Raw genomic sequence first — 23073 nt, 5'->3', positions numbered from 1 at the left:
ACGACGCTCTTCCTTATATTGTTAAAAGATAATACTAAAACTGATGTGATAGAAATTCTAATAGTAGAAACTACGATGTTAAAAATAAAAAAACTATTAGAAGGAGAAGAAGATATTAAGAACTCCTTCGATATAGAAGAGTTTAAACCCGTGTATAGAATAGGGAAAATTGGAAATAAAATTTTCCCTAAGAAATTAGTGAATAATATTAAAGAAATTGAAAACAAAATTCCTATGAAAAACGTTTTTTTTGATAATAAATTACCAAATAAAGTAAATGTAAAACAAACTTTGCATTCGATTGAATCTGATTATAAAAATTATAATTATTTTTTTATTAGTGATAATACTAAAATGAAAGAGAAGATTATTAAGTTTGTAAATGGAGCGGAATCAGAAATAAATAAATTTAATGAGAATCAGTACAATACTAAAATGTTAGTTAAAAAGTTAGGAGAAAAAAATGGAAGTACGTATTCGTAAAATAGCTTACAATTTATTTGATAAACAACCTTCAAAGAAAGAAGAAATGACAGTAGAAATTTCTGCTAAATTTGGTTCTAACAAAGAGAATGCTTCTATAAGAGCATACTTTTTTGAAATCAATATAGACGGTAAAAACATCGAAAATGATTTAAAAACAGTTAGTTTTTTGTTAGATATTTCATTTCACTATAACTTAGATAAAGATAAGTTTCCAAATTTAAATGAAGTAGAAGTATTAGAGGATGAAGAGAAATTTAAAGAGTGTTTAAAAAAATTAGATCAAATTATTATAAATATAGCTTCGCAAGATTCAAAAGGGTTATTAAGAATTTCTCAAGCTGTTTCTAAAGCCATTACTGAATTTGAAATTGATTAATGTTAAAATAGATAAATTAATTATTATGAGTAGAGAACTGTAACTTTAAAGTTATAGTTTTTTACTATTTCTACATTTTTTAGAGTAGTTGTAATGCTAATAACTTTAAATTTTGGATATGTGATTTATTCAATTTAAGTATTCTTCTCCTTTGTAATCGTAATCTTTTAGAATATCTATCTAAAAAATACTAAAATGAAATCAAAAAAAATCAAGCCTGTAAATTTTACTTTTTCTTTTTATTATATGGTTAAGAAAAGGAGGCTTGAACATGACCGAATCCAATCATTTAATCCCAGAGACCAAATTTGATTTTGGCGCTATCCAACGATTACAGCAATTAGAACCTCAACAATTAATCCCTATTCTGCCAGAGTTACTTGTCTGGTTGCAGGATATTAACTGGCCTGTTGCTATGCCGATGTCCAAAATTTTGCTTACAGTTCCCAATGAAATTGTTCCTCATGTGCGAGACGTATTGCATACGGATGATACCGAATGGATCGAATGGTGTCTGCAATATATTGTTGTTTTTTTACCTGTAGCTTTGATTCGGAAACTAGAACCAGAAATTCGTCGGATAGCTGATTCACCGACACAATGGGAGTATGAAACGGAAAGTCATATTACAGCACAAGAGATTTTAGCTACATTAGATCATGATCCAGAAACCTCGTGATTCTACATATCAATTTAATTGTAATCTACAATCAGATACAACTAACGTATACAAGGAGAATATTTATGAAATGGACGATTAGTTTACTTTTAACATGCACGGTATTAACAGCTTGTGGTCAATCGAATCATCAGGCAACGACACCAGAAGCTACTGCCACATCCAAACCAAGTGTTACAGCGTCGGCTGAAGTTAATCAAAATACAACCAAATCAAACGAGACTTCTACAGAGAAATCGGAAGAATCTACAGAAGATCCTCAATATTATGGGGACTACCAGATGGACCCGGAAGATACATTTAATCATCTGATTCATAACAATCCGTTAGATTGGGCATATAATAAAGAGTATAATGAATTTCAGAACTCTAGTCAGTTCTCGACTGCCGGTTGGGTTGCACTTGAAGGAAAGTATTTAAAATTATGGGATATCGAAATGAATAATACGATGCAACAATTGAAGTCCAAGTTATCTGCATCCCAGTACGCTTTGTTACAACAATCTCAAAAAGGTTGGGAAACGTATGATCAACAAGAAGCAGAGTTCGTCGAAGATACGTTTTTGAAAGATGCGTATTTTGGTTCTCAAGGACAAGTAAGTGCAGTTAGTGCCCAATTGTCGAGAACACGTGAGCGAACTATTCAATTGATGGAATATGCTTACGAACGTAATGATCATCAACTGAAATTTGTGTATAAATAACATATCCAATCCATAACAGGAGGATTCTATGCTGACAACGACCAGAGCACAGATGAAGCGTCTGCAATTGCATCAACAAGGACTATTACAACCTCACTTGAATCACTATCAGGATGCTAATGGAGTATTACATACACTCAATCGACTCGGTTATGTCCAGCTTGATACGATGAACGTATTATCTCGTAGTCAGGATTTATTTTTCTGGTCGAGAGATCATCGGTATCAGCGGGAGTGGTTGTTAGAATTGTATGAGCATCAGTCGATTTTTGAAGTGTATTTGTTTGCTTTGTGTTTGTTGCCAGCTTCTTCTTATGAGCATTTGCATCATTATTTTGCACATCATCATTTGAAGATCATGAACCAGCCGAAGATAGATTTGATATTAAATATTTATGATCAAGTACAGCTCAATCAGCCACTGCGTTCGCGGGATATTGAACATGATCAGCCATCAAGTGGAGCGACATGGAGTATGACACCGGCAAGGCGAGCTTTAGACCAATTATGGCGTGCAGGCTTGATCAAAGTCAGTCGAGATCATCATTTTAATAAGTTATATACAATAACAGATCAGAATATTGAAGAACATCGGACACTGGAATATGAACCCACGCTGAATACATATTTGCTTGATCTGACGTTTGAGAATTTGGGGATCGCGACGCTCAAAGAATTAAAAGCTTGCTTTAACCTCAATAAAACAGCAGTCAGCGAGTATATCCAGCAACAGTTGGAGCAAGGTAATATTCAGCGGATACAGGTAGAGCAGTTTGCCGAAGACCATTTTATTCGTACACAGGATATTCCGTTACTATCTACTTTGGAAAAGGTAGAAGGTAGCGCAGCGACACTGTTATCTCCTTTTGATAATATGATTCGAGATCGGTCACGGTTGTTGAAGTTATTTGATGTGAATTATAAGCTGGAAAGTTATATGCCCAAAGAACAACGACAATATGGTTATTTTGCAATGCCAATTTTGATTGGAGAACAGATTGTGGGTGTGATTGATCTCAAAAATGATCGCCAGCGTCGGGAGTTACAGGTGCAAAAGTTAACGTTATTTGATTCCGCTCAAACCGTAGAACACAAGCGCCAGATTGAATGTATATTGCAGGATTTATGTGTATTTGTAGAAGCAGAGCAGATTATTCCTGCGCAAGAAATTACTTATTTATAACCTTTCTATAGATGTGGATATTAAAAAAGATAACAATCACTTGAGCTACCTGAAACTCAATCAGGTGGCTTTTTGGCATCTGAGATCGTATTTGCTCTAATCGGATATGAACATATATACATCTATAGGGCTTATACATAGAACATGATAAAATATAAATAGCGTATAAAGACAAAAAGCAACATTTAACTTAGCTAAATGTTACTGCTACGACCATAATACATTGTAATCTTATATAACACTACGACTGATATCTGGATATTACCAGACTTAGAATTGGATAATACTAGCTATCGTTAGCCAAAGGAGATCGGATGATTGGAACCATTAACGCTGATATTAAGTTGTATCGGATTACTGCTTTTTTTTGCAGTGATTGCTATTATTTTACCGAGAGTTCTGAATAAGAAAAGCATTACAGAACAGACGATACTGGAAGGGTACTCTGCACGAGCAACAGTGATCTCTAGCACGCCTACAGGTCAGTATAGTAGCGGGCAACCTGAGATTGTTCTTGTGCTGAAGATTGAGCGCCCCACATCTCTTCCTTTTCAAGCCACTGTTAAGACAACGGTATACACGATGAATCTGCCGAAATTTCAAGAACAAGCCAAAGTCCATGTCAAAGTATTTGAAGATCGCAAAGGTAAGCATGTTGTTGTAAAAGGAACATTGGATTATCCGTAAAGTCTGTAGAATAACTGAGTAATACTTTTCTATTCAACCGCATTAATGAAATTTTATCCGAGATCGTACAACAATGTTCTTCTTTTCTAATAGATACTAAGAAATCCTCTCGATATACGTATTTCTGCACCTGATGCTGTCTTGATCGTTTGCTTATGATATAGAGATCATCGAAGTATTCGGGAGGTTGTGCACAATGGTTAGCCAGACGATACTGGATTACCGCTGGATCGGGCAACGGATTCGAGAGATTAGACAGCAACGTGGATTAACCCAGCAACAATTGGCATTAGGTATTTGTAATCAATCGCAGATCAGTCGTATTGAAAAAGGGGTAGAATCGGTATCGGCTGAGATTTTATTTCAGATCGCTCATAAGTTTAGTCTGGATATTCGGATCTTTTTCGATATGAATGAACAACAGATTCATGAGATTCAGAGCATCCGCAAAAACATCAAATATTTGCAGAAAAAGCATATGTATCAGGAACTTCTACAATATATCGAAGATCATCAGGTAGAAGAGATATGTCGTTATTCGTTAATGGATCAGCAATTTGTACTGTATCAGAAAGGAAACGCTCATGTGCATTTAGGTGTAGTAGATCGTGGATTGCCGATGATTCAGTTAGCTTTGAAATTAACTTATCATTGCGAACGGATTCCAGCTTTGTATGAGATTGAAGTGATTCAAGCACTAGCCATTGCTTATGGATTGGACGGGGATTATCGAGCATGTATCGGTTGGTTACATAAATGCCTGCGTGCACTGCATATATATCGTGAGGGAAATGATCAATTTACGCCGATCTTTTATTATTTGTCCAAAGCTTATTCAGACACGCAAGATTATCGGACAGCGATTGAATATGCCACTCAGGGTATTCGTTATTGTGCTAATCATCAGATCGGTTATTATTTGGATCAACTGTATTATGAATGTGGCTACAGTTATGAGCAGATTGGACAACAGTTCAAAGCACAGCAGTGTTATGCCAAGTCTCAGTTGTTGCAAGAACTATTTGGCGTATATTAAAAGGTATTGCACGATATATCCATTTTTGACACTGTTCACCTTTTCCATATGGAGAAGGTTTTTTTGTTTTTTTGATCTTATTTGTTGACTATTCTAATGATCAACAGCGAGAGAATAGCCCTTTACTACAATTTGCCTTAGATTATGCGGATATACATAAGTTTTTCACAATCTAAGCAGTATAATTCAGTTATACCTTGAAAAAGGGATTTATTGGAAAATGGGAAAACCTATGTTGTTCATTGTCATGTAGCATGCTGTCGGGAAAATCGTAAGGGTATCAGGCAATATCTTATTCTACTATTTGAAGGAGTGTATATGATGAATATCATTCAAAAAGGCAAATTAATGAAATGGGTATTAGCAGGAGTGATGAGTTGTTCGTTACTGGCTACATCGATGCCGACCACTCAAGCCGCAGATAGTGCTTCCACGATGCCAAGTATTAGTGGCAAAAAAGTTATGGTAGGCTACTGGCAAAATTGGACATCTTCTGCTAAAGACGGTTATGCAGGTGGGACTTCACGTACAATGGCTTTGAGCGAATCTCCAACTGCTTACAATGTGGTTACGGTTGCTTTTATGACTGGAAATGGTATTCCTACATTTAAGCCAGATCGAGGAACCGATGCTGAATTTCGTCAACAAGTCGCTACGTTAAATGCAAGAGGAACAGTCGTTATTCTTTCGTTAGGTGGAGCAGATGCTCATGTACAACTCAGTGCAGGACAAGAGCAAGCTTTTGCCAATGAGATTATTCGTCTGGTTGATGTATATGGATTCGATGGATTAGATATCGATCTGGAGCAAAATTCGATCAAAGCAGGTAGTAACACAACGGTTATTCCAGCCGCGCTTAAAATCGTCAAAAATCATTACAAAGCAAAAGGGCAGAACTTTTTGATTAGTATGGCTCCTGAATTTCCATACTTGAAACCAGGTGGAGCTTACGAACCGTACTTAACCAGTCTGGCAGGCTACTATGATTTTATAGCGCCTCAATTGTACAATCAGGCAGGCGATGGCATCTGGGTCGATGAAGTGAGCAAGTGGTTAGCTCAAAATTCAGATGCAGACAAATATAATTTCCTTTACTATATGGCAGATTCATTTATTCATGGCACAAGAGGATTGCTACAGATTCCAGCCAATAAATTAGTGCTAGGCTTACCTGCTAATCCAGATGCAGGGGGCAATGGAACGGTCAAAGATCCAACAGTAGTGTATAACGTATTTTCCAAATTACAATCACAAGGTCAATCGCTCAAAGGTGTAATGACATGGTCAGTAAACTGGGATCTAGGTAGCAATAGTGCAGGAACACCTTATAACAAAGCCTTTTCCAATGCATACTACAACTTGATCTATAACGGCACTGCACCAACCGATCCAACGACACCGACCACACCAACCAATCCTGATCAACCAACAGCCAAAGCTTGGACAGCATCTGCCGTATATGTCGGTGGAGATACTGTAAGCTACAACGGCAAAATGTATCGTGCCAAATGGTGGACTACAGGCGAGACACCTGGACAAGCAGATGTATGGCAACAACTGTAATAGATTCTTCGATCATATCATTTATACCGTATAGATTTGGAACACTTGGGAGGTCTATAAATGAATTGGAAAAAGGCGATGACAGCGACTGTTGCTATTAGTACATGTGCTTTGTTAATGAGCAGTACCATTTGGGCACATGGTTATATCGAACAGCCTGCTAGTCGTGCTTACAAAGGATCGAATGCACTTGGACTCAATACCAATGTGGGAAGTGCTCAGTATGAACCGCAAAGTATTGAAGCACTCAAAGGCTATCCATCAGCAGGACCGACAGATGGGCATATTGCAAGCGGCGGTGTAGCAGGATTTGGACCGCTAGATGAGCAGACATCTACCCGCTGGCACAAAACAGATATCAAAACAGGTGCACTTAAAGTGCAATGGAAATTAACAGCTCAACATGCAACAGCCAGTTGGAAGTATTACATCACCAAGCAAGGTTGGAATCCAAATGAACCACTGAAGCGTAGTGCATTGCAAGAAATTGCTGTGATTAATGATAATGGAGCCAAGCCGGCTGCGAATGTGAGTCATACGATTAATATTCCGTCAGACCGCAGTGGCTACCATGTTATCTTGGGCGTATGGGATATTAGCGATACTGCCAATGCTTTTTATCAGGTGATCGATGTGAATATTACGGGACAAGGTACTGGAGGAACAACACCGACGACTCCTACTGATCCAGGACAACCTTCTGCTAACGCTTGGAGTCCTTCTATGATTTATGTTGGTGGAGATACTGTCAGCTATGATGGCAAAACGTATCGTGCGAAATGGTGGACAAGCGGAGAAATGCCAGGTCATTCAGATGTCTGGGAATTGCTTGCTGGATTGCAGTAAATTCATATTTTCCAGTCACTTCTAAGCCAATCTACTTTTTGAAATGACAACATAGCTCAAAGCCCATCTGATCGAATCCAGTAAGAGGTACTGGTTCGGTCTAGATGGGCTTTTTGAATAGGGGTATATCAATGTAATGTGTAAAGAGGAGAGGTTACACCGAACGAGCGAGTTGTCCATTCATTAGTAAGCGAGTCGTTAGATATTTACGAGCATCAGCAGTAATGAGATGAAGATCATCATGCTTAGCACGAGAAGGGTCTTTACTGAATTTGACACATGCGCCTTCCAGACTTTCCTGAATAGCGATAACTTTATATCCATTATCTAGCCATTGATCGATCGCCAGCTTTTCTTTTTCAAAATCAGCGAAAGCAGACATTATCGTATCCCTCCACTTACTTTTTCGGCTGTAGAAGATAACGGAGTTGTAGGAACTTCAAACCGATTACGGTGCAAATATTGACCGGTTCCCGGCGTACCAACAAACTGTTTATCTCGAATCACAAATTCTCCTCGACTCAGTACAGATACCGGTTCACCTGTAATCTCTATTCCTTCAAAAGCATTATAATCGACATTCATATGATGCGTTTGCGCTGAGATCGTCCGTTTGACAGTTGGATCGAAGATCACAATATCAGCATCACTACCAATCGCAAGTGTTCCTTTCTGCGGAAAAAGTCCAAATAGACGTGAGCTGGCTGTAGCGATAATATCGACAAATTTGTTAAGTGAGATTCGTCCTTTAGCAACTCCTTCAGAATAAAGGACACTGAATCGGTCTTCGATCATCGGGCCACCATTCGGTATTTTGGAGAAGTCATGAAGCCCCAGATCTTTTTGCCCTTTAAAATTAAACGAGCATTGATCGGAACCAATCGTTTGTAGACTTCCATTCCAGAGAGCATCCCACAACACTTCTTGATTCCATTTCTCACGTAGAGGAGGAGACCATACATATTTAGCTCCTTCAAAATTCGGTTTTTCCAAATCGCTCTGATCCAATAGTAAATATTGAGGACATGTTTCTCCATACACACGTAGACCTTTACGGCGGGCTTCTTCAATTTTGTAGACAGCTTCCGCACAAGTCACATGCACCACGTATAATTGCGAATCCGTCAGACCGGTAAGATAAGCAGCACGTCCGGTAGCTTCACCTTCTAATTCAGGAGGACGGGTAAGCGCATGATAGATAGGTTCTGTCTGTCCAGCGGCTAGTGCTTGTTCGACTAAGTATTCGATCACATCACCATTTTCAGCATGGACCATTACAAGTGCGCCTTCACGCTTCGCTGTTTGCAATGTTCTGAATAATGTACCATCATCGGCTTGAAATGTATTTTTGTACGCCATAAATACTTTAAATGAGGTAATGCCTTCTTTTTCAATAATCTGAGGTAATTCATCCAATACGATATCATTAATTTCTGAGACCATCAGATGAAAGCTATAATCAATGACAGCTTTGTCTCGTGATTTCTTATGCCATGTATCGACAGCGCTTTGCAAGGTATTACCTTTAGTCGTTAAGCAGAAATCAATCACTGTCGTTGTACCGCCGAATGCAGCTGCTTTGGTGCCAGACTCAAAATCATCAGCCGTAACGGTTCCACCAAAAGGCATATCAAGATGAGTATGGGGATCAATCCCTCCAGGGAATACATAGCAACCACTCGCATCAATTATTTCAGCATCTTCTACTTCCAAATGAAGCCCGATACTGGTGATGATCCCATGTTCGATTAATAGATCGGCGACATACGTATCTGCTGCTGTTACAATCGTTCCATTTCGAATAATCTTTTTCATCCAATCACCTCAGCTCCGGTATACGAATCATTCAACGAACCGATCATTTTTTGACGATCGTTCCAGCTCATTGGCGCCATACCGTTTTGTATTTCGATCATATCTATCGCACCATCTACAGGACAGACGATAGAACACAGATTACAACCTACACAATCTTCTTCACGAACTTGCAAAATACTTTTTCCTTCAGCATTGGTCAGCATATCAATACATTGGTGGGAAGTGTCTTCACAAGCAATATGGCACTTATTGCAGTTAATACAATTTTCTTCATTGATTCGAGCAACAACTTGATAATTAAGGTCTAGATCACCCCAATTGGAATAACGGGATACACTTTGACCAATCAATTCAGTCACCGAGCTAAGACCTTTATCATCTAAATAGTTGTTGAGACCATCGATCATTTCTTCGACAATTCGGAAACCGTGATGCATTGCGGCAGTACAGACTTGAATCCCTGTAGCTCCCATTAACATAAATTCAACCACATCTTGCCATGTAGAAATGCCACCGATTCCTGAGATAGGTACACCTACATTCATATCACGAGCACATTCGGCTAACATATTTAGGGCAATCGGCTTTACCGCAGGACCACAATATCCACCATGTGCCCCTTTACCACCGACATGGGGTATCGTATTCCAACTATGAATATCGACACCAGCAAGACTATTGATCGTATTGATCAGACTAATCGCATCCGCACCACCTTTAACAGCATGGCGAGCCACCACCGTGATATCCGTAATATTTGGAGTTAATTTCACAATTACAGGTGTCGTTGCTACTTCTTTCGCCCATGTGGTCTGTGCTTGGACTAGATCGGGTTGTTGACCGGAAGCCGCACCCATACCACGTTCAGCCATACCATGCGGACAACCGAAGTTCAATTCCAATCCATCGACACCTACATCTTCGACTCGTTTTACAATTTCATGCCATTTGTATTGAGTCGGTTCAACCATTAGAGAAGCAATAACTGCATGATTGGGGAATCGTTTTTTCGTTTCATAGATTTCTTTAAGATTTACATCTAATGGACGGTCAGAGATCAATTCAATATTGTTAAATCCAGCGACTCGTTGTCCGTTGAAATTAATCGCTGCAAATCGGGCAGATGTATTAATAATCGGATCACCCAGCGTTTTCCAGACCGCTCCGCCCCAACCTGCTTCAAAAGCACGCTGTACTTGATATCCTGTATTCGTAGGTGGTGCAGAAGCGAGCCAGAACGGATTAGGGGAACGAATACCTGCAAGATCAATACTCAAATCTGCCATAATCAACAACCTCCTAGTCATATCATCTTATATCTCAAACAGTACATTAGATGTGCCTATCTTCTATTTATAAATCAGATTTTGGATTGATTTATTTTAATGATCTTATTTGTATTGATAGCAGTGGAAGCCTTATTTTATACAATCGAACGTAAAGAATGATCTTCTTGAGCAAGTAAATGTTGGCTGATTGCATAAGCTGCTAATTTTCCTTGTTGCGCAGCAGAGACGACCATTGCTTCACCTTGACCCGATCCGAATATAATATCGCCTGCGGCATATACTTTAGGATTAGAGGTACGATGAGTCGTCGTATCAATCTTGACAACACCCCATGTATGTTCTAATCCAAAATGCTCAATCAGATCAGTACGACGTTCTTGTCCAATCGCGGTCACCACAGCATCGACGGGCATTAAGAATTCAGAACCTTCAACAGGCATCGGCACTAACCGCCCGTCTTTACCAAGTTCACCTGTTAATTTCATTTGCACACACTCTAGATGAGTGACTTTACCTGTAGCATCACCAATAATTCGCTTGGGTAATGTTAACCAGTTGAATTCTACCCCTTCTTGTTTGGCAAATTCATATTCAAAATCATAAGCAGTCATTTCTTCGCGTGTCCGTCGGTAGACCATTTTCACATTAGAAGCACCTAAGCGTACTGAACAGGTAGCTCCATCAATAGCCGTATTCCCTGCACCGATCACCGCTACTTTTTTACCGATTAGATTAACATGAGGTTGACCTGTTTTGGTCTGTTCAACCAGTTGAATCGCATCATAGACGCCTTGTAGTTGTTCCCCTTCAATTTTGATCGGAGGAACGTATCCCATGCCAGCTGCTAAGACGACTGCATCGTATTCCGTCAGTAATTGCTCAGCAGTGATATCAGTGCCTACTTTCATATGGGTGCGAATATCGACGCCTAACTTTCGTACTTGTTCAACTTCCCAGAGCGATATGGATTGAGGTAAACGAAAAGAGACAATACCATGTGTATCCAGCCCACCTGCAAGTGGTTTCGATTCATAGATCACGACACTGAATCCCTCACGTGCTAATTCACGAGCAGCAGCCAAGCCAGCAGGGCCGCCACCGATCACCGCTACTTTTTTCTCGTTAGGAATACCTGCTTCGAATAAAGAAGCGTCTTTTTCGATCGCCCAATCCGTAGCATAACGTTGTAATCTTCCGATATCTATCGGTTTGGAACTTTCATTCAGTACACAAGCGCCTTCACATAACTCTTCTGTTGGACAGACACGAGCACAACTAGCACCAACAGGATTAGCATCCATAATCGTATATGCAGCGCCTTTTAGATTATCGGTTGCAATACGTTTGATAAAAGAAGGGATATTGATTCCGGTAGGACAAGCTGTTATACATGGCGCATCATAACAGTACAGACAGCGATTCGATTCTTCTATAGCTCCCTTGTGAGTTAGACCAGGTTCTGCTTCCGCAAAATTACGCATAAATAGATCGGGTGTAAACGAAGCCAATGTAGAAGAAAGTTCCATCGGTTAAACCTCCTTAGGGTATAGAAAACTATTTTGTGTTAAATAATGTAACATATTTTTCGCTAATATCGATCTTTTTATAGATTTTTTCAGTGAAATTATTTTAAAATATCATATAAAGCATAAATATAGTATAATTCATATCCATATAGGTTATGTAATCTAACATTTATATATTAAAACTATAGACAATTCGCTTTTTTATTACATTAGACAGAGTGTCTAATTTCAAAAGTTTATTTTTGACGACCATAGTGTAGATACAGCTGCGGCTGAACGTTACTTTGTATGAAGGTGATTGATCCATGATTTAGAGAAAGGCGGGGGAGAGATGGAAGGAAACCGTATGTTTACCATCGAAGATGCGATGACAAGACCTTTATTTGCTCAAGCAGAAGTAATCGGAGGAATAAGAGGAACAAAGAATTATGTTCGTTGGGTACATGTGCTGGAGAGTTCTAATTTTGAAAGTCTTATTCATGGAGAAGAAATGATTCTGACTACAGGTATGCAATTCCATCATCATCTTGCAACTGCACTCGAATTTATGGAAAATTTAATTCAGAAAAAGGCAGCATGTCTTTGTATTGAACTGGGCGACTTTTTTCAACAGATCCCTGCTGAAATGATTGAACTTGCCAATCGCCACGATTTTCCTTTGATTATTTTTAAAGAAACCGTACGGTTTGTAGATATTACGCTCGATCTACATTCATTGATTATTAATCACCATCATCGTATGCTTCAAGAATTAGAAAGTATTTCACGTGAATTCAATCGGTTAACGCTCACTTCGCAAGGCACTACGAAAGTATTACAATTGCTACATCAAAGCACGCATCATCAAGTGATCTATTTACAATTGCAAGGCAAACCTTCCTCTTTCCCGGCACTCGCTCCTGATAAGCAACGTCCGCTATTGGATTTTTTTGCAGCATTTAATGAAAGTATGGATGGGGTACAACATGATACTGCACCTTATTTTCGTGAATATCAGCAACAAACGATTGTGCTCAAGCCTGTAGGTGCTTTGGATCAGACATGGGCATACATTATGTTGATCTGTCCGCACAAACCACAAGAGTATGATTGTTTATTACTAGATTCAGCCTCGCTATCCATCGCTCAAGAATTGTTACGTACCCGTTATATGGAAGAACGCAAGTTATTTTCGGAAAATCTATGGGTGGAGGAATTGATTTATGGAAGGATTGAAGATGAACATCGACTCAAAAGTCTAATTGGACCTGATTTCGCCGCCATGAATGAATTACCTTATCGTGTCTGCCTTATCGAAATTGAGAATCCGCAAGATGTGAAATGGAACAGTTCGGAGAATGAGTGGGAGTCGATCACATTTCATCTTTCGCTAGCTTTACGGTCTATTTTTGAAAAGTATCTATTTCATCCGCTTATCACACTCAAAAATAATCGACTGACAGTGATTGCTCTGGATCAACAAGCCAAAATGCCTGCGAAGCCAAGACTTCAACAGGCATTACAATCTCTACAACATATTCATGCAGATGATAAGCTGAAGCATTTGAAATTAATTATCGGTGTAAGTAAATCCGGTCATCATTTGAAAAATGTTTCAGCCAGTTATCAAGAAGCTGTTCAAGCCTTATCTCTGTATTCCTGTTCGGATAGTACGTTACTATTTTATGAAGAATTAGGCGTATTTCAATTACTACTCAGCTTGAATGATGGCAAAACGCTTCAGAACTTTATTCGTAACTATCTAGGGCCTCTGATTGACCATGATCAGTCCAAAGGCAGTGAGTTGCTTCTTACATTACGAGTATATCTAGATCATGATGGTTCCAAGCAGATTGCCGCGCAGAAATTATTTATCGTACGCCAATCGTTATATTATCGCTTAGACAAAATTACCGAACTGCTCGGTGAAGATTACATGTCACCTGAAAATCGCATATCGATTCAAGTCGCTCTACGTGCTTATCAATTTTTGTATCCAGAAAAAATGACGTTACCTAATGCTCACTCATCACATGTTTGAATGTACTAATCAAGAATTCCAAATCTTCATCTGTAGAAGATAATGGAGGGGCGAAAGTAAGTATATTGTTATAGCCAGCGACCGTATCGCCATTTTTACCGATAATCAGTCCCTTACGTTTACAACCGGCAATTATGGACTTCACGATATCGAGTGACGCTGGCTTTTTACTGTCTTTATTTTCAACCAATTCAATTCCTGTAAGCAGACCGAAGCTACGGATATCACCGATCAGTGGATGGTCTGCAATATCCATCATTGCTGTATTGAGGCGTTGCCCTAACAGTTGAGCACGTTCAATAAGATGTTCTTGCTCAATCACTTCCAGATTACGTAGTGCTAATGCACATGCCGCAGGATTACCACCAAATGTATTTACATGCCGGAAATGCCCGTAATCATCACTTTTATCTTTAAATGCTTCATAGATATCTTTGCGGACAGCCGTAGCCGATAGTGGCAAATATCCACTTGTTAATCCTTTAGCCATCGTCACAATATCCGGTTTTATCCCAAAGTTGTGATGCCCGAACTTTTGACCGGATCGTCCGAATCCGCAGATCACTTCATCTATAATAAGTAGCACACCATGAGTACGACAAATCTCTTGTACCCGATCCATATACACTTGATGGGGAATAATAATACCACCACCCGTAATCACAGGCTCCATAATTACAGCGGCAATCGTTTCAACCCCTTCCCAGATGATCATATCTTCGATCGCTTGAGCACAGTGCAGGTTGAACTCTTCTACTGTTTGACCAGCCGGACGACGGTAACTGTCCGGTGGAGCCACATGCAGGAAGCCACCACTTAACGGTTCATATTTATATTTACGTTGAGCCTGCCCTGTAGCTGATAGCGCACCCATAGAACTACCATGATACCCACGATAACGCGAAATAAATTTGTGGCGATAATGCTGTCCAATCTGTTGTTGATATTGACGGGCGATTTTGAAAGCCGCTTCATTAGCTTCAGAACCACTATTAGAAAAGAAGATTACATAATCATCACCAAGCCAGTTATTCAACTTTTCCGCAAGTGCAATCGCAGGCATATGACTTTGTGTTAATGGAAAATAAGGAAGTTGTAACAGTTGTTCATATGCCGCTTCCGCTAACTCTTTACGACCGTAGCCCACATTCACACACCATAGACCAGACATTCCATCCATATAACGCTGACCATTGGTGTCTGTTACCCATGATCCACTACCTGTCGCAGCGATCATCGGTGGAGCTGCTTCATTGTAAGGAGTTATATTATGCCACAAATAGCGCTGATCCTTTTCGATTGCTGATTCACTGTCTGTTCCTAATTCGAGCATGATGATTTCTCCTCTCTGTTGCTGGATCATTAATAGCGAGCAGTGACGCTTACTGCATTTTACTAGCCATATCTACAATTTCATTGGTATACGCTTCTTGCACATTAGCCGCTTCTTTAATGACGCCAAATTTCAAAGCGATATCAGCAGTCTGCTGGAACATTTTGTCGTCAGTGTAGCCCATTTTAGTTTCATCGAATCCTTCAGGTTGAATCAATTTTGCTACTTCTTGCATCATTTTGAGTTGATGTTCTTTCGTAGTACTGCCCGACTCCGCTTGCTTCATTACACTGTCAACTGCCGCTTCAGGATCAGCAATCGCATCTTTCCATCCTTTAAGTGAAGCACGTAAAAATTTAGCGGCGGTTTCTTTATTCGCATCTAGCCACTCTTTATTGGCAAATAAATTATCTTCTAACATCGCTACGCCTTCGTCGTTCATATCAATCACATTCAGATCGCTATCTTTAAGACCAGACTCTAGCAAAATTTGATATTCGTTATAGGTCATAGCTGAAGCGGCATCTAATTCGCCACCTAGAAATTGATCCATTGTGAATCCTTGTTTGGTAAAGCTCACATCTTTGTTCGGATCAAGCCCGTACTTATCAAATAAAGCCAATAGTTCGAATTCATTTCCACCCATCCAGTTGCCTACTTTTTTACCTTTTAGATCAGCAGGAGTGTTCATACCAGCCGATTTTTTAGATACCACCACTAGACCGCTTTTTTGGAAAATTTGAGCGATTTGAATCAAAGGCATTTCCTGTTCCTGACTCGTCAGCAGACTTCCAACCCAATCTACACCGATATCTGCGGAACCACCAGCGACCTGTTGCTCAGGAACAATATCTGGGCCGCCCGGAAGAATCTCCACATTTAGACCTTCTTGCTCATAATAACCTTTATCTTTAGCGACAAAATAACCAGCAAATTGTGCTTGAGGTACCCATTTCAACTGTAACTTGACGGTTACGGGTTCTGTTGAAGTCGCTTCATTGGCATTCGCTGTTGTACCTGTGTCTGTCGAAGCACTTTTCATTCCACCGCATCCTGCAAGCATCGTAATCATGATCACCAGCATAATTACAAGACTGGCTTGAACTTTTTGTGGTTGGATGTTCATCTTTTATTCCCCCTGAATCGTTAATCTATTCTCGATAGCTATATGCGAAAATAAAGCGGATGTATGCCCGTTCATTTAGGTGCGCTGAGAAGGATGCCAGCGAATACATACTTTTTCTAATCGCTCTACCACCATATAGAAAATAATACCGGCGATAGCAGCCAGCACGATACATGACCAACCCAGTGGCATTTTGGCAATTTTGATAGAATTAGAGAGGAGGTAACCCAGTCCTTGCGAAGAAAAGAAGAACTCACCGACAATAGCTCCGATCATGCTAGCAGTAGCATTGATTTTGAGAGCAGTAAATACATACGGTAAGCTATGTTGGATACGTAAATAACGAAAGACTTTTCCTTTATCGGCGGCATAGGAATGCATAAGATCAAGAGCGAGTGGATCAACAGATGACATTCCTTTATAAGCATTAAGAGCCATAGCCGCCATAGTTGTTGCAGTGACGATAGCGATTCGAGAACCGATACCATCACCGAACCATAGATTCATAATTGGAGCCAGCGCTACAATAGGAACAGCATTTAAAGCGGCTACTAAAGTAAGACTTCCTGCACCCCAACGTGGAGAAGCTGTAGCGATAAGAGCAATAATGAATCCGAATAAAGAACCTATGATCATGCCCAGTACAGCTTCAGCTAATGTGTATCCGGTATAGGATAGTAGAAGACTCCAATTTTCTTGTATAGACGATGCAATTGCTGAAGGAAGAGGAAGTTGATATTTTTTAAGATCAAATATCTTGTGAAAAACCTCTATTTGCCATAACGCCACGAATAAGATACCTGAACCAAGAGGAAACCATAGTTTTCCACCACCTAATAATGATTTGTTCTTGCTCTGACGTTTGCGCGAAGGTTGATCTGTTCCTTTTGCTTGTTGCTGTTCTGTTAACGAAGAATGTGGAGAAGGAAGAGTTGAAGAAGGTAATTCAGAGATATATGTAGCAGCCACTTTTTTGTTCTGTGCCGATGATGGTTTGTTCATGAATGGCTACCTCCTTTGGAGCGGAATTCAGGTTGCCATGGAGATACGATACGTTCGATCAAGCTAATCAACCAATAGCTGAGTATGCCGAGTAAAGCTCCGATAAAAACAGTCGACCAGAACATATATACATGAGAAGGGCCATAATACAGATTGCGAAGCATAATCACGCCGATACCATGTTGTGCTCCCATTAGTTCAACAAGAATAGCACCAGTTACAGCTAGAGGAGCCGCAATTTTTAATCCACTAAAAAGTCCGGGTATAGCAGCAGGTAATCGTAATTTCCAATAAATACTCCACGGTTTAGCCGCATAAGAATGCATTAATTCAAGAGCGGAAGGTTCAACACTTCGTAATCCTCGTAACATATTGAGTGCTACCGGAAAAAATGTAATATATCCCGAGATCAGAATCCGTGAAATATACTCATCTCGTACAATTCCATAAATAATAGGTGCGAGTCCGAGTACCGGAATCATTTGTGAAGCTACAGCATATGGAAAGGTTAATTTTTCGATCCATGTGGAGATGCTCATCAATATAGCTAGTACAACACCTGCCAGAGCGCCAAGCAAAAATCCTATGCCTGCATTACCGAATGTAGCACTACCTTCTTTGATCAACGTTCCACTATATTGAATACTGGTGGCTAGCACTTCATGAAGATAAGGAAGTTTGGATTGAGCCAAAGGCAGATGACCTATATTTAATAGTGCCCATGATGTAAGCTCCCAGATTACCAAAATCGCAATAACCCAGACCATAGCAGGCAACAGGCGATTACGTACAAAAAGATGATTTCCTTTCATACGTCACACCCCTTCAAAGCTATCGCGAATACGGGCAATCAATTCAAAAAAGGCTGGACTGTTACGCATTTCCTGTGTACGTGGTCTAGGTAAAGGAATTTCAACTACTGCCGACAATCTTCCCGGATGTGGGGATAATACAAATACTCGATCTGATAAAAAAATCGATTCGGGAATACTGTGAGTGACAAATACAATCGTATTTTGAATGTTATTCCATACAGACAATAACTCTTCATTTAAGCGTTCTCTTGTAAATTCATCTAGGGCAGAGAACGGTTCATCCATTAGTAGAATTTCAGGCTCCATTGCCAGTGCTCTTGCAATAGCAGCTCGTTGTTGCATACCACCACTCAGTTGCCATGGATATTGATCTGCAAATTTTTCAAGTCCTACTAATTCCAATAATTCGATGGCTTTGCGTTCACGTTCGATTTTACTAACGCCTACTAACTCTAGAGGAAGAGCTACATTTTGTTTGACTTTACGCCAGTCATACAACACAGGACTTTGAAAAACGATCCCGTATTTTTGAGCTAATCGTGCTTCTTTAGCTGTTTTGCCTGCGACATGAATACTGCCACTAGTAGGCTGAATCAGATCAGCCATAAGCCGAAGTAATGTAGTTTTGCCACAACCAGAAGGGCCTAATAAAGAGACAAATTCGCCTTTGCCAATCTCAAGACTCACTTGATGTAGAGCAAGAACATCACCAGTATCTGTTGGATAACGCATTTCAACATCTTTTAGCTGAATCTCAGGTGTTTGTACTTGATGCTTTACCGTAGAAGCGGTCAAAGACATTTTATCCCCTCCAAAGATTCATAAGCCTCTAATGACGTTTAACCTAACTGATTAAGTCATATCATAATCAAAAATTGACTTAAACTCAATATTAAATGTCAGATAAAATAACTTCATGTTCGATTAACTAACATATTAAATAAAACAAAGGCGTATAGCATTAGACAAAAAGTAAGATTGCTATCACAAAATTACGTCACTTTGTCCAGATCACTCATATATTCGTTAAAATTAGAATTAATCTATCATTTTTTGGCAGTGAAAAACGATCAAGTGATCATTATTACAGATAATATTTACAGATTGACGAACGATTACACATGTACATATAAATAACATTCGCTTTTTGATTGACAACCTTATAATCCTATCCTAGAATGTAACAAGTAAAGCTGTTTGATATGAAAATAACAACACGTATCAAAGACAGCGAATAGAGTTTGGCGACAATTGAAAAACACTTCGTATAATCTTGAGAATAGGCTCAGGAGTCTCTACGGATCACCGGAATGATCTCTCTACGGAATGAAGCAATGGCAGTGTAGGTTTTCTTTAGCGTCTTTTTATATCGATATCGATATAGATAGGCTATTTAAAGAATACTATGACACGCCGTTATTCTGATTCTTAGAGACCCCGATGAACAGCTCGTCCATCGGGGTCTCTTGTCGTTTTCTCTATTCATTTCCAAGAGGAGGAAGATAGCAATAATGGAACGTTTCTTTAAGTTGAAGGAACACGGCACGAGTGTAAAAACAGAAATGATCGCAGGGTTAACAACCTTCATCACGATGGCATACATTCTGTTCGTTAATAACTTGTTCTTGGGACCAAGTGGAGCAGGTATACCCGCAGAAGGCGTGTTTTTCGCTACAGCTGTAGGTGCTGGATTGGTTACGATTTTAATGGGATTATTTGCAAATATTCCGGTAGCCCTTGCACCAGGTATGGGTTTGAATGCTTACTTTATGACCGTTGTACTTAGCTCCAACGGAATGATCACATGGCAAGCGGCTTTAGGTGCAGTGTTTCTTTCGGGGATTATCTTTATCATTTTAACAATTACCAAAGTTCGTCAGTTATTGCTGGTCGCTGTACCACAATCAATCAAAATGGCGATCACTGTAGGTATAGGATTATTTGTCACCATTATTGGATTGAAGCTTGGAAATGTAGTTTCGGTATCAGCTACGGTTAAAGGCGTTACAGATGTTGCTCAATTAGCAGCTCCTGTAACAGTTAAAGGTTCTGATTTCCAATTAGCATTGGGCGATTTCATGCATAGCCCGGATACATTACTTGCGATTATTGGGTTATTCGTTATCGGTATACTGATGGTATTACGTATCAAAGGTGGATTATTAATCGGTATTATCGTAGTTACATTGATTGGTATTCCAATGGGTGTTACAGATCTAAGCAGTTTGTCTACTGCACATTGGATTCCTTCTTTTGATAATCTAGCGGTTGGACAATTAGATATCAAAGGCGCAATCGGTATAGGATTATTCGAAATTATCTTTATCTTTACCTTTGTTGAACTATTCGATACTTTCGGTACATTGGTAGGTACAGCCGAACGTGCAGGATTGTTCAAAAACAAAGAAGAAGGCGAAAAGAAAATCAGCAAAGCTATGTTGGTTGATGCAGTAGGGGTAAGTGCAGGTGCTGTTTTAGGTACAAGTACAATTACTTCTTATGTTGAAAGTACAGCAGGTGTAGCTGAAGGTGGACGTACAGGTTTGACCGCTATTACTACAGGAGTATTGTTCTTATGTGCATTGTTTATTGCTCCTTTAGCTTTGGTGGTTCCTTCTGCGGCAACAGCTCCAGCATTAGTAATTGTTGGTGTATTGATGATGAGTCAGGTAAGCAAGATCGAATGGGACGACTTTATGCAAGCATTCCCTGCTTTCTTAACGATTATCTTTATGCCATTTACAAATGGTATTGCAAACGGGATATCAGCAGGTATTATTGCTTTCGTAGTTTTAGGATTCTTTAGCAACATCGCTTCACCGCGTAAAGTTAAAGTACACTGGTTGATGTGGGTACTTGCTATCCTTGTCATCTGTCGCTATGCATTCCTGGGCTCAGAGTAATCCAGTATTATAACATTCTATTTTTGGATCAAATGATACCAGTAAGAAATGCATTATTTAAAAGTTAACTCATCATTTGAAAAGTAACAGCAGTATGGAATTTTCCACAATGGACGCAAGTCTAACTAACGGAATAACACGCAAATCATTAAAACTCAAAATTTAGGCATAACTAAAAAAGCAATAAATCAGCCTGAAATTAATCGAAGAGTAACAAAACTAAAACCCCTTTCAACAGCTAACAGAGCCGTTAAAAGGGGTTTTTGATTGAGTTCATTCTATTGATTTAATTCTCTTTAGTTCATTTCTATTTAATTTATTTATATTGGATTCATTTACTTATTTAATGATTCGCTTATTACTCGTATTCTATATTTTTCATGAGTATTGTGTATATCCTCAATGAATGTGCTCGATCTATTCAATTTATTCTTTTCCTTTCATATAACCGAACTCATTTTTTAAAATGGATCTTATTTCTATTACTCCTACATACTTAACTCTCACTCAACTTTTTATACTCTTTTACAAAATAAACAATAGAACGATGCAAAAAGTCCAAATAACCTTCTTCACCAAACTGATCAAAATAACGAACAAAACGTTCATCAGTCACATAAGTCTCTGCTATACATAATAAAATAGCTTCATCACAAACCATAAACCGTCCAAGCACGCGGCTCCATTGACCTATTAAGTCTTGTACTTCATTAGAAGATGGGGAAAGTTGCTGGTGTTGAGCGATCCTGTGAAAAATATGCTCAACATCTGCCGAAAATTGTGTGTATGCCTCTTTTTTATCGCTATCAGATAAATGTTCTAGGTTTGCTTGGAATTCCTGATATTTCTCCGTATCTCCATGCACCAATTTAGCTTCTGTATCATACTGATTTTCAATAGAAAAAGTAGAAGAATCATCAAATATATTTAGCTTCTGTATATCTGTTCCTTCTATATAATGATCCAATTGTTCAATAACGGTAGTCAACTTTTGTTTTCGTTGTTCAAGTAGACCACGTTGATGAAGTAAGATGTCTTTTTGTTTATCTTTAGATAAAGGAAGCATAATAGATATCTCTGTCAGTGAAAATCCCATTTCTTTATAAAAGGAAGCAACATCTGTGTACGATACTGTTCTACCTTTTGTTCTGATGAAGTATCTATAATTGCTTGATAGATTCGATCTGAACGTAGTGTCTTTATATTCATTGTAATCCCTCCTTTGTTAAAGATGACTATTCCATTATCAAGTATCTCCTTACGTGACAGTCAAGAAAAGAATAGGCACATCATAAACTTTCATTTCTAATGCGCCGAATCGTACAATAATGTAGAGAGTAGAGAGTAGAGAGTAGAGAGTAGAGAGTAGAGAGTAGAGAGTAGAGAGTAGAGAGTAGAGAGTAGAGACTCTGTTGGCTCGAGGATTGAAGAAGTAGAATAAATAAACTGCAATAGAATAACAATGTAATTTCTACTTGATACCTACTGATGAAATGAAAAATCAAAAAATATAAAATAATGCTTGCTAAATAAATTCAGCCATGATATATTATAAAAGTTGTCACGAACGAACGACAACATTCACAAAATATCATACGAAAACAACTTTAAAAAAACACTTCAAAAAAAGTGCTTGCCAAGTGGTTGGAAACATGATATGATATAAAAGTTGTCACCGAGA

22 protein-coding genes, 1 pseudogene and 1 riboswitch are annotated in these 23073 nt (G+C 39.0%); of the genes and pseudogenes, 12 read left to right on the top strand and 11 right to left on the bottom strand.

The genetic code is table 11. From position 1 onward, the window contains the following. From PaeCFBP13512_RS22770 to PaeCFBP13512_RS22730, 10 genes and pseudogenes are all read left to right on the top strand, one after another. The coding region (locus tag PaeCFBP13512_RS22770) for a hypothetical protein (protein ID WP_206665616.1) at positions 1-483 on the top strand (483 nt) is incomplete at its 5' end. Next, positions 464-862 carry a hypothetical protein gene (locus PaeCFBP13512_RS22765; protein ID WP_137226262.1) on the top strand — a complete coding sequence of 133 codons (399 nt, stop codon included), beginning with the start codon at positions 464-466 and terminating at the stop codon, positions 860-862. The genes PaeCFBP13512_RS22770 and PaeCFBP13512_RS22765, both read left to right, overlap by 20 nt. 271 nt (positions 863-1133) lie before the next feature. Continuing rightward, positions 1134-1541: a DUF5071 domain-containing protein gene (locus tag PaeCFBP13512_RS22760; protein ID WP_137226260.1), complete on the top strand. Its 408-nt coding sequence runs from the start codon at positions 1134-1136 to the stop codon at positions 1539-1541. Positions 1542-1606: 65 nt separating this feature from the next. Beyond that, entirely contained in the window at positions 1607-2245 is a 639-nt protein-coding gene (locus PaeCFBP13512_RS22755; protein ID WP_137226258.1) for a lysozyme inhibitor LprI family protein, read from the top strand. Positions 2246-2273: 28 nt separating this feature from the next. Next, complete coding sequence (locus PaeCFBP13512_RS22750) at positions 2274-3428, top strand: DNA glycosylase AlkZ-like family protein (RefSeq protein WP_137226256.1); 1155 nt, start codon at positions 2274-2276, stop codon at positions 3426-3428. Between the two features lie 318 nt (positions 3429-3746). Beyond that, positions 3747-4115 carry a hypothetical protein gene (locus PaeCFBP13512_RS22745; protein WP_137226254.1) on the top strand — a complete coding sequence of 123 codons (369 nt, stop codon included), beginning with the start codon at positions 3747-3749 and terminating at the stop codon, positions 4113-4115. Between the two features lie 196 nt (positions 4116-4311). Further along, on the top strand, positions 4312-5151 hold the full coding sequence (locus PaeCFBP13512_RS22740) for a helix-turn-helix domain-containing protein (protein WP_137226252.1): 840 nt from the start codon (positions 4312-4314) through the stop codon (positions 5149-5151). Positions 5152-5499: 348 nt separating this feature from the next. Further along, a pseudogene (locus tag PaeCFBP13512_RS22735) lies at positions 5500-6504 on the top strand (chitinase); the annotation flags it as partial. A 6-nt stretch (positions 6505-6510) separates the two neighbouring features. Then, positions 6511-6714, top strand: a complete 204-nt coding sequence (locus tag PaeCFBP13512_RS23615) for a carbohydrate-binding protein (RefSeq protein ID WP_275094502.1) — start codon at positions 6511-6513, stop codon at positions 6712-6714. A 60-nt stretch (positions 6715-6774) separates the two neighbouring features. Then, a complete protein-coding gene (locus PaeCFBP13512_RS22730) occupies positions 6775-7560 on the top strand; it encodes a lytic polysaccharide monooxygenase (RefSeq protein ID WP_137226248.1) in 786 nt (261 codons plus the stop codon). 154 nt (positions 7561-7714) lie between these two features. Here the strand turns inward: PaeCFBP13512_RS22730 and PaeCFBP13512_RS22725 are convergent, their stop codons facing one another. The 4 genes from PaeCFBP13512_RS22725 to PaeCFBP13512_RS22710 all read right to left on the bottom strand — a co-directional run bounded on the left by PaeCFBP13512_RS22725 (position 7715) and on the right by PaeCFBP13512_RS22710 (position 12193). Further along, the gene (locus PaeCFBP13512_RS22725; RefSeq protein ID WP_069329379.1) at positions 7715-7942 is read right to left on the bottom strand and encodes a hypothetical protein; all 228 of its coding nucleotides are present in this window, start codon (positions 7940-7942) and stop codon (positions 7715-7717) included. Further along, on the bottom strand, positions 7942-9375 hold the full coding sequence (hydA, locus tag PaeCFBP13512_RS22720) for a dihydropyrimidinase (protein WP_137226246.1): 1434 nt from the start codon (positions 9373-9375) through the stop codon (positions 7942-7944). Before hydA ends, PaeCFBP13512_RS22725 begins: the two co-directional genes overlap by 1 nt. Continuing rightward, positions 9372-10664 carry an NAD-dependent dihydropyrimidine dehydrogenase subunit PreA gene (preA, locus tag PaeCFBP13512_RS22715; RefSeq protein ID WP_069329377.1) on the bottom strand — a complete coding sequence of 431 codons (1293 nt, stop codon included), beginning with the start codon at positions 10662-10664 and terminating at the stop codon, positions 9372-9374. Before preA ends, hydA begins: the two co-directional genes overlap by 4 nt. Before the next feature lie 137 nt (positions 10665-10801). Further along, on the bottom strand, positions 10802-12193 hold the full coding sequence (locus tag PaeCFBP13512_RS22710; RefSeq protein WP_137226244.1) for an NAD(P)-dependent oxidoreductase: 1392 nt from the start codon (positions 12191-12193) through the stop codon (positions 10802-10804). 331 nt (positions 12194-12524) lie between these two features. On the opposite strand from PaeCFBP13512_RS22710, the gene PaeCFBP13512_RS22705 reads away from it, so the two are divergent. Next, positions 12525-14213 carry a PucR family transcriptional regulator gene (locus tag PaeCFBP13512_RS22705; protein ID WP_137226242.1) on the top strand — a complete coding sequence of 563 codons (1689 nt, stop codon included), beginning with the start codon at positions 12525-12527 and terminating at the stop codon, positions 14211-14213. Here the strand turns inward: PaeCFBP13512_RS22705 and PaeCFBP13512_RS22700 are convergent. The 5 genes from PaeCFBP13512_RS22700 to PaeCFBP13512_RS22680 form a co-directional block, all read right to left on the bottom strand. Beyond that, the gene (locus PaeCFBP13512_RS22700; RefSeq protein ID WP_137226240.1) at positions 14188-15546 is read right to left on the bottom strand and encodes an aspartate aminotransferase family protein; all 1359 of its coding nucleotides are present in this window, start codon (positions 15544-15546) and stop codon (positions 14188-14190) included. The genes PaeCFBP13512_RS22705 and PaeCFBP13512_RS22700 overlap by 26 nt on opposite strands. 49 nt (positions 15547-15595) lie before the next feature. Further along, a complete protein-coding gene (locus PaeCFBP13512_RS22695) occupies positions 15596-16672 on the bottom strand; it encodes an ABC transporter substrate-binding protein (RefSeq protein ID WP_137226238.1) in 1077 nt (358 codons plus the stop codon). Positions 16673-16747: 75 nt separating this feature from the next. Continuing rightward, the gene (locus PaeCFBP13512_RS22690) at positions 16748-17674 is read right to left on the bottom strand and encodes an ABC transporter permease (protein ID WP_241669463.1); all 927 of its coding nucleotides are present in this window, start codon (positions 17672-17674) and stop codon (positions 16748-16750) included. Next, on the bottom strand, positions 17671-18486 hold the full coding sequence (locus PaeCFBP13512_RS22685; RefSeq protein ID WP_083243641.1) for an ABC transporter permease: 816 nt from the start codon (positions 18484-18486) through the stop codon (positions 17671-17673). The genes PaeCFBP13512_RS22690 and PaeCFBP13512_RS22685 overlap by 4 nt, the downstream gene beginning before the upstream one ends. A 3-nt stretch (positions 18487-18489) precedes the next feature. Next, a complete protein-coding gene (locus tag PaeCFBP13512_RS22680) occupies positions 18490-19290 on the bottom strand; it encodes an ABC transporter ATP-binding protein (protein ID WP_137226236.1) in 801 nt (266 codons plus the stop codon). A gap of 442 nt (positions 19291-19732) precedes the next feature. Then, positions 19733-19831: riboswitch (purine riboswitch) on the top strand. A 169-nt stretch (positions 19832-20000) separates the two neighbouring features. On the opposite strand from PaeCFBP13512_RS22680, the gene PaeCFBP13512_RS22675 reads away from it, so the two are divergent. Continuing rightward, positions 20001-21392: an NCS2 family permease gene (locus PaeCFBP13512_RS22675; protein WP_137226234.1), complete on the top strand. Its 1392-nt coding sequence runs from the start codon at positions 20001-20003 to the stop codon at positions 21390-21392. 496 nt (positions 21393-21888) lie between these two features. On the opposite strand, the gene PaeCFBP13512_RS22670 is transcribed toward PaeCFBP13512_RS22675, so the two are convergent. Beyond that, positions 21889-22380, bottom strand: coding sequence for a TipAS antibiotic-recognition domain-containing protein (locus PaeCFBP13512_RS22670; protein WP_161594349.1), 492 nt, complete (start codon positions 22378-22380; stop codon positions 21889-21891). A gap of 92 nt (positions 22381-22472) precedes the next feature. Continuing rightward, entirely contained in the window at positions 22473-22601 is a 129-nt protein-coding gene (locus PaeCFBP13512_RS23610) for a hypothetical protein (protein WP_275094501.1), read from the bottom strand. Positions 22602-23073 lie beyond the last annotated feature (472 nt).

This window comes from Paenibacillus sp. CFBP13512 (assembly GCF_005233705.1).
In the GTDB taxonomy this organism is placed as follows: Bacteria; Bacillota; Bacilli; order Paenibacillales; family Paenibacillaceae; genus Saccharibacillus; species Saccharibacillus nuruki.
Note: the sequence above shows the minus strand (reverse complement) of the source record. Positions and strands in the feature narration are given on the sequence as shown.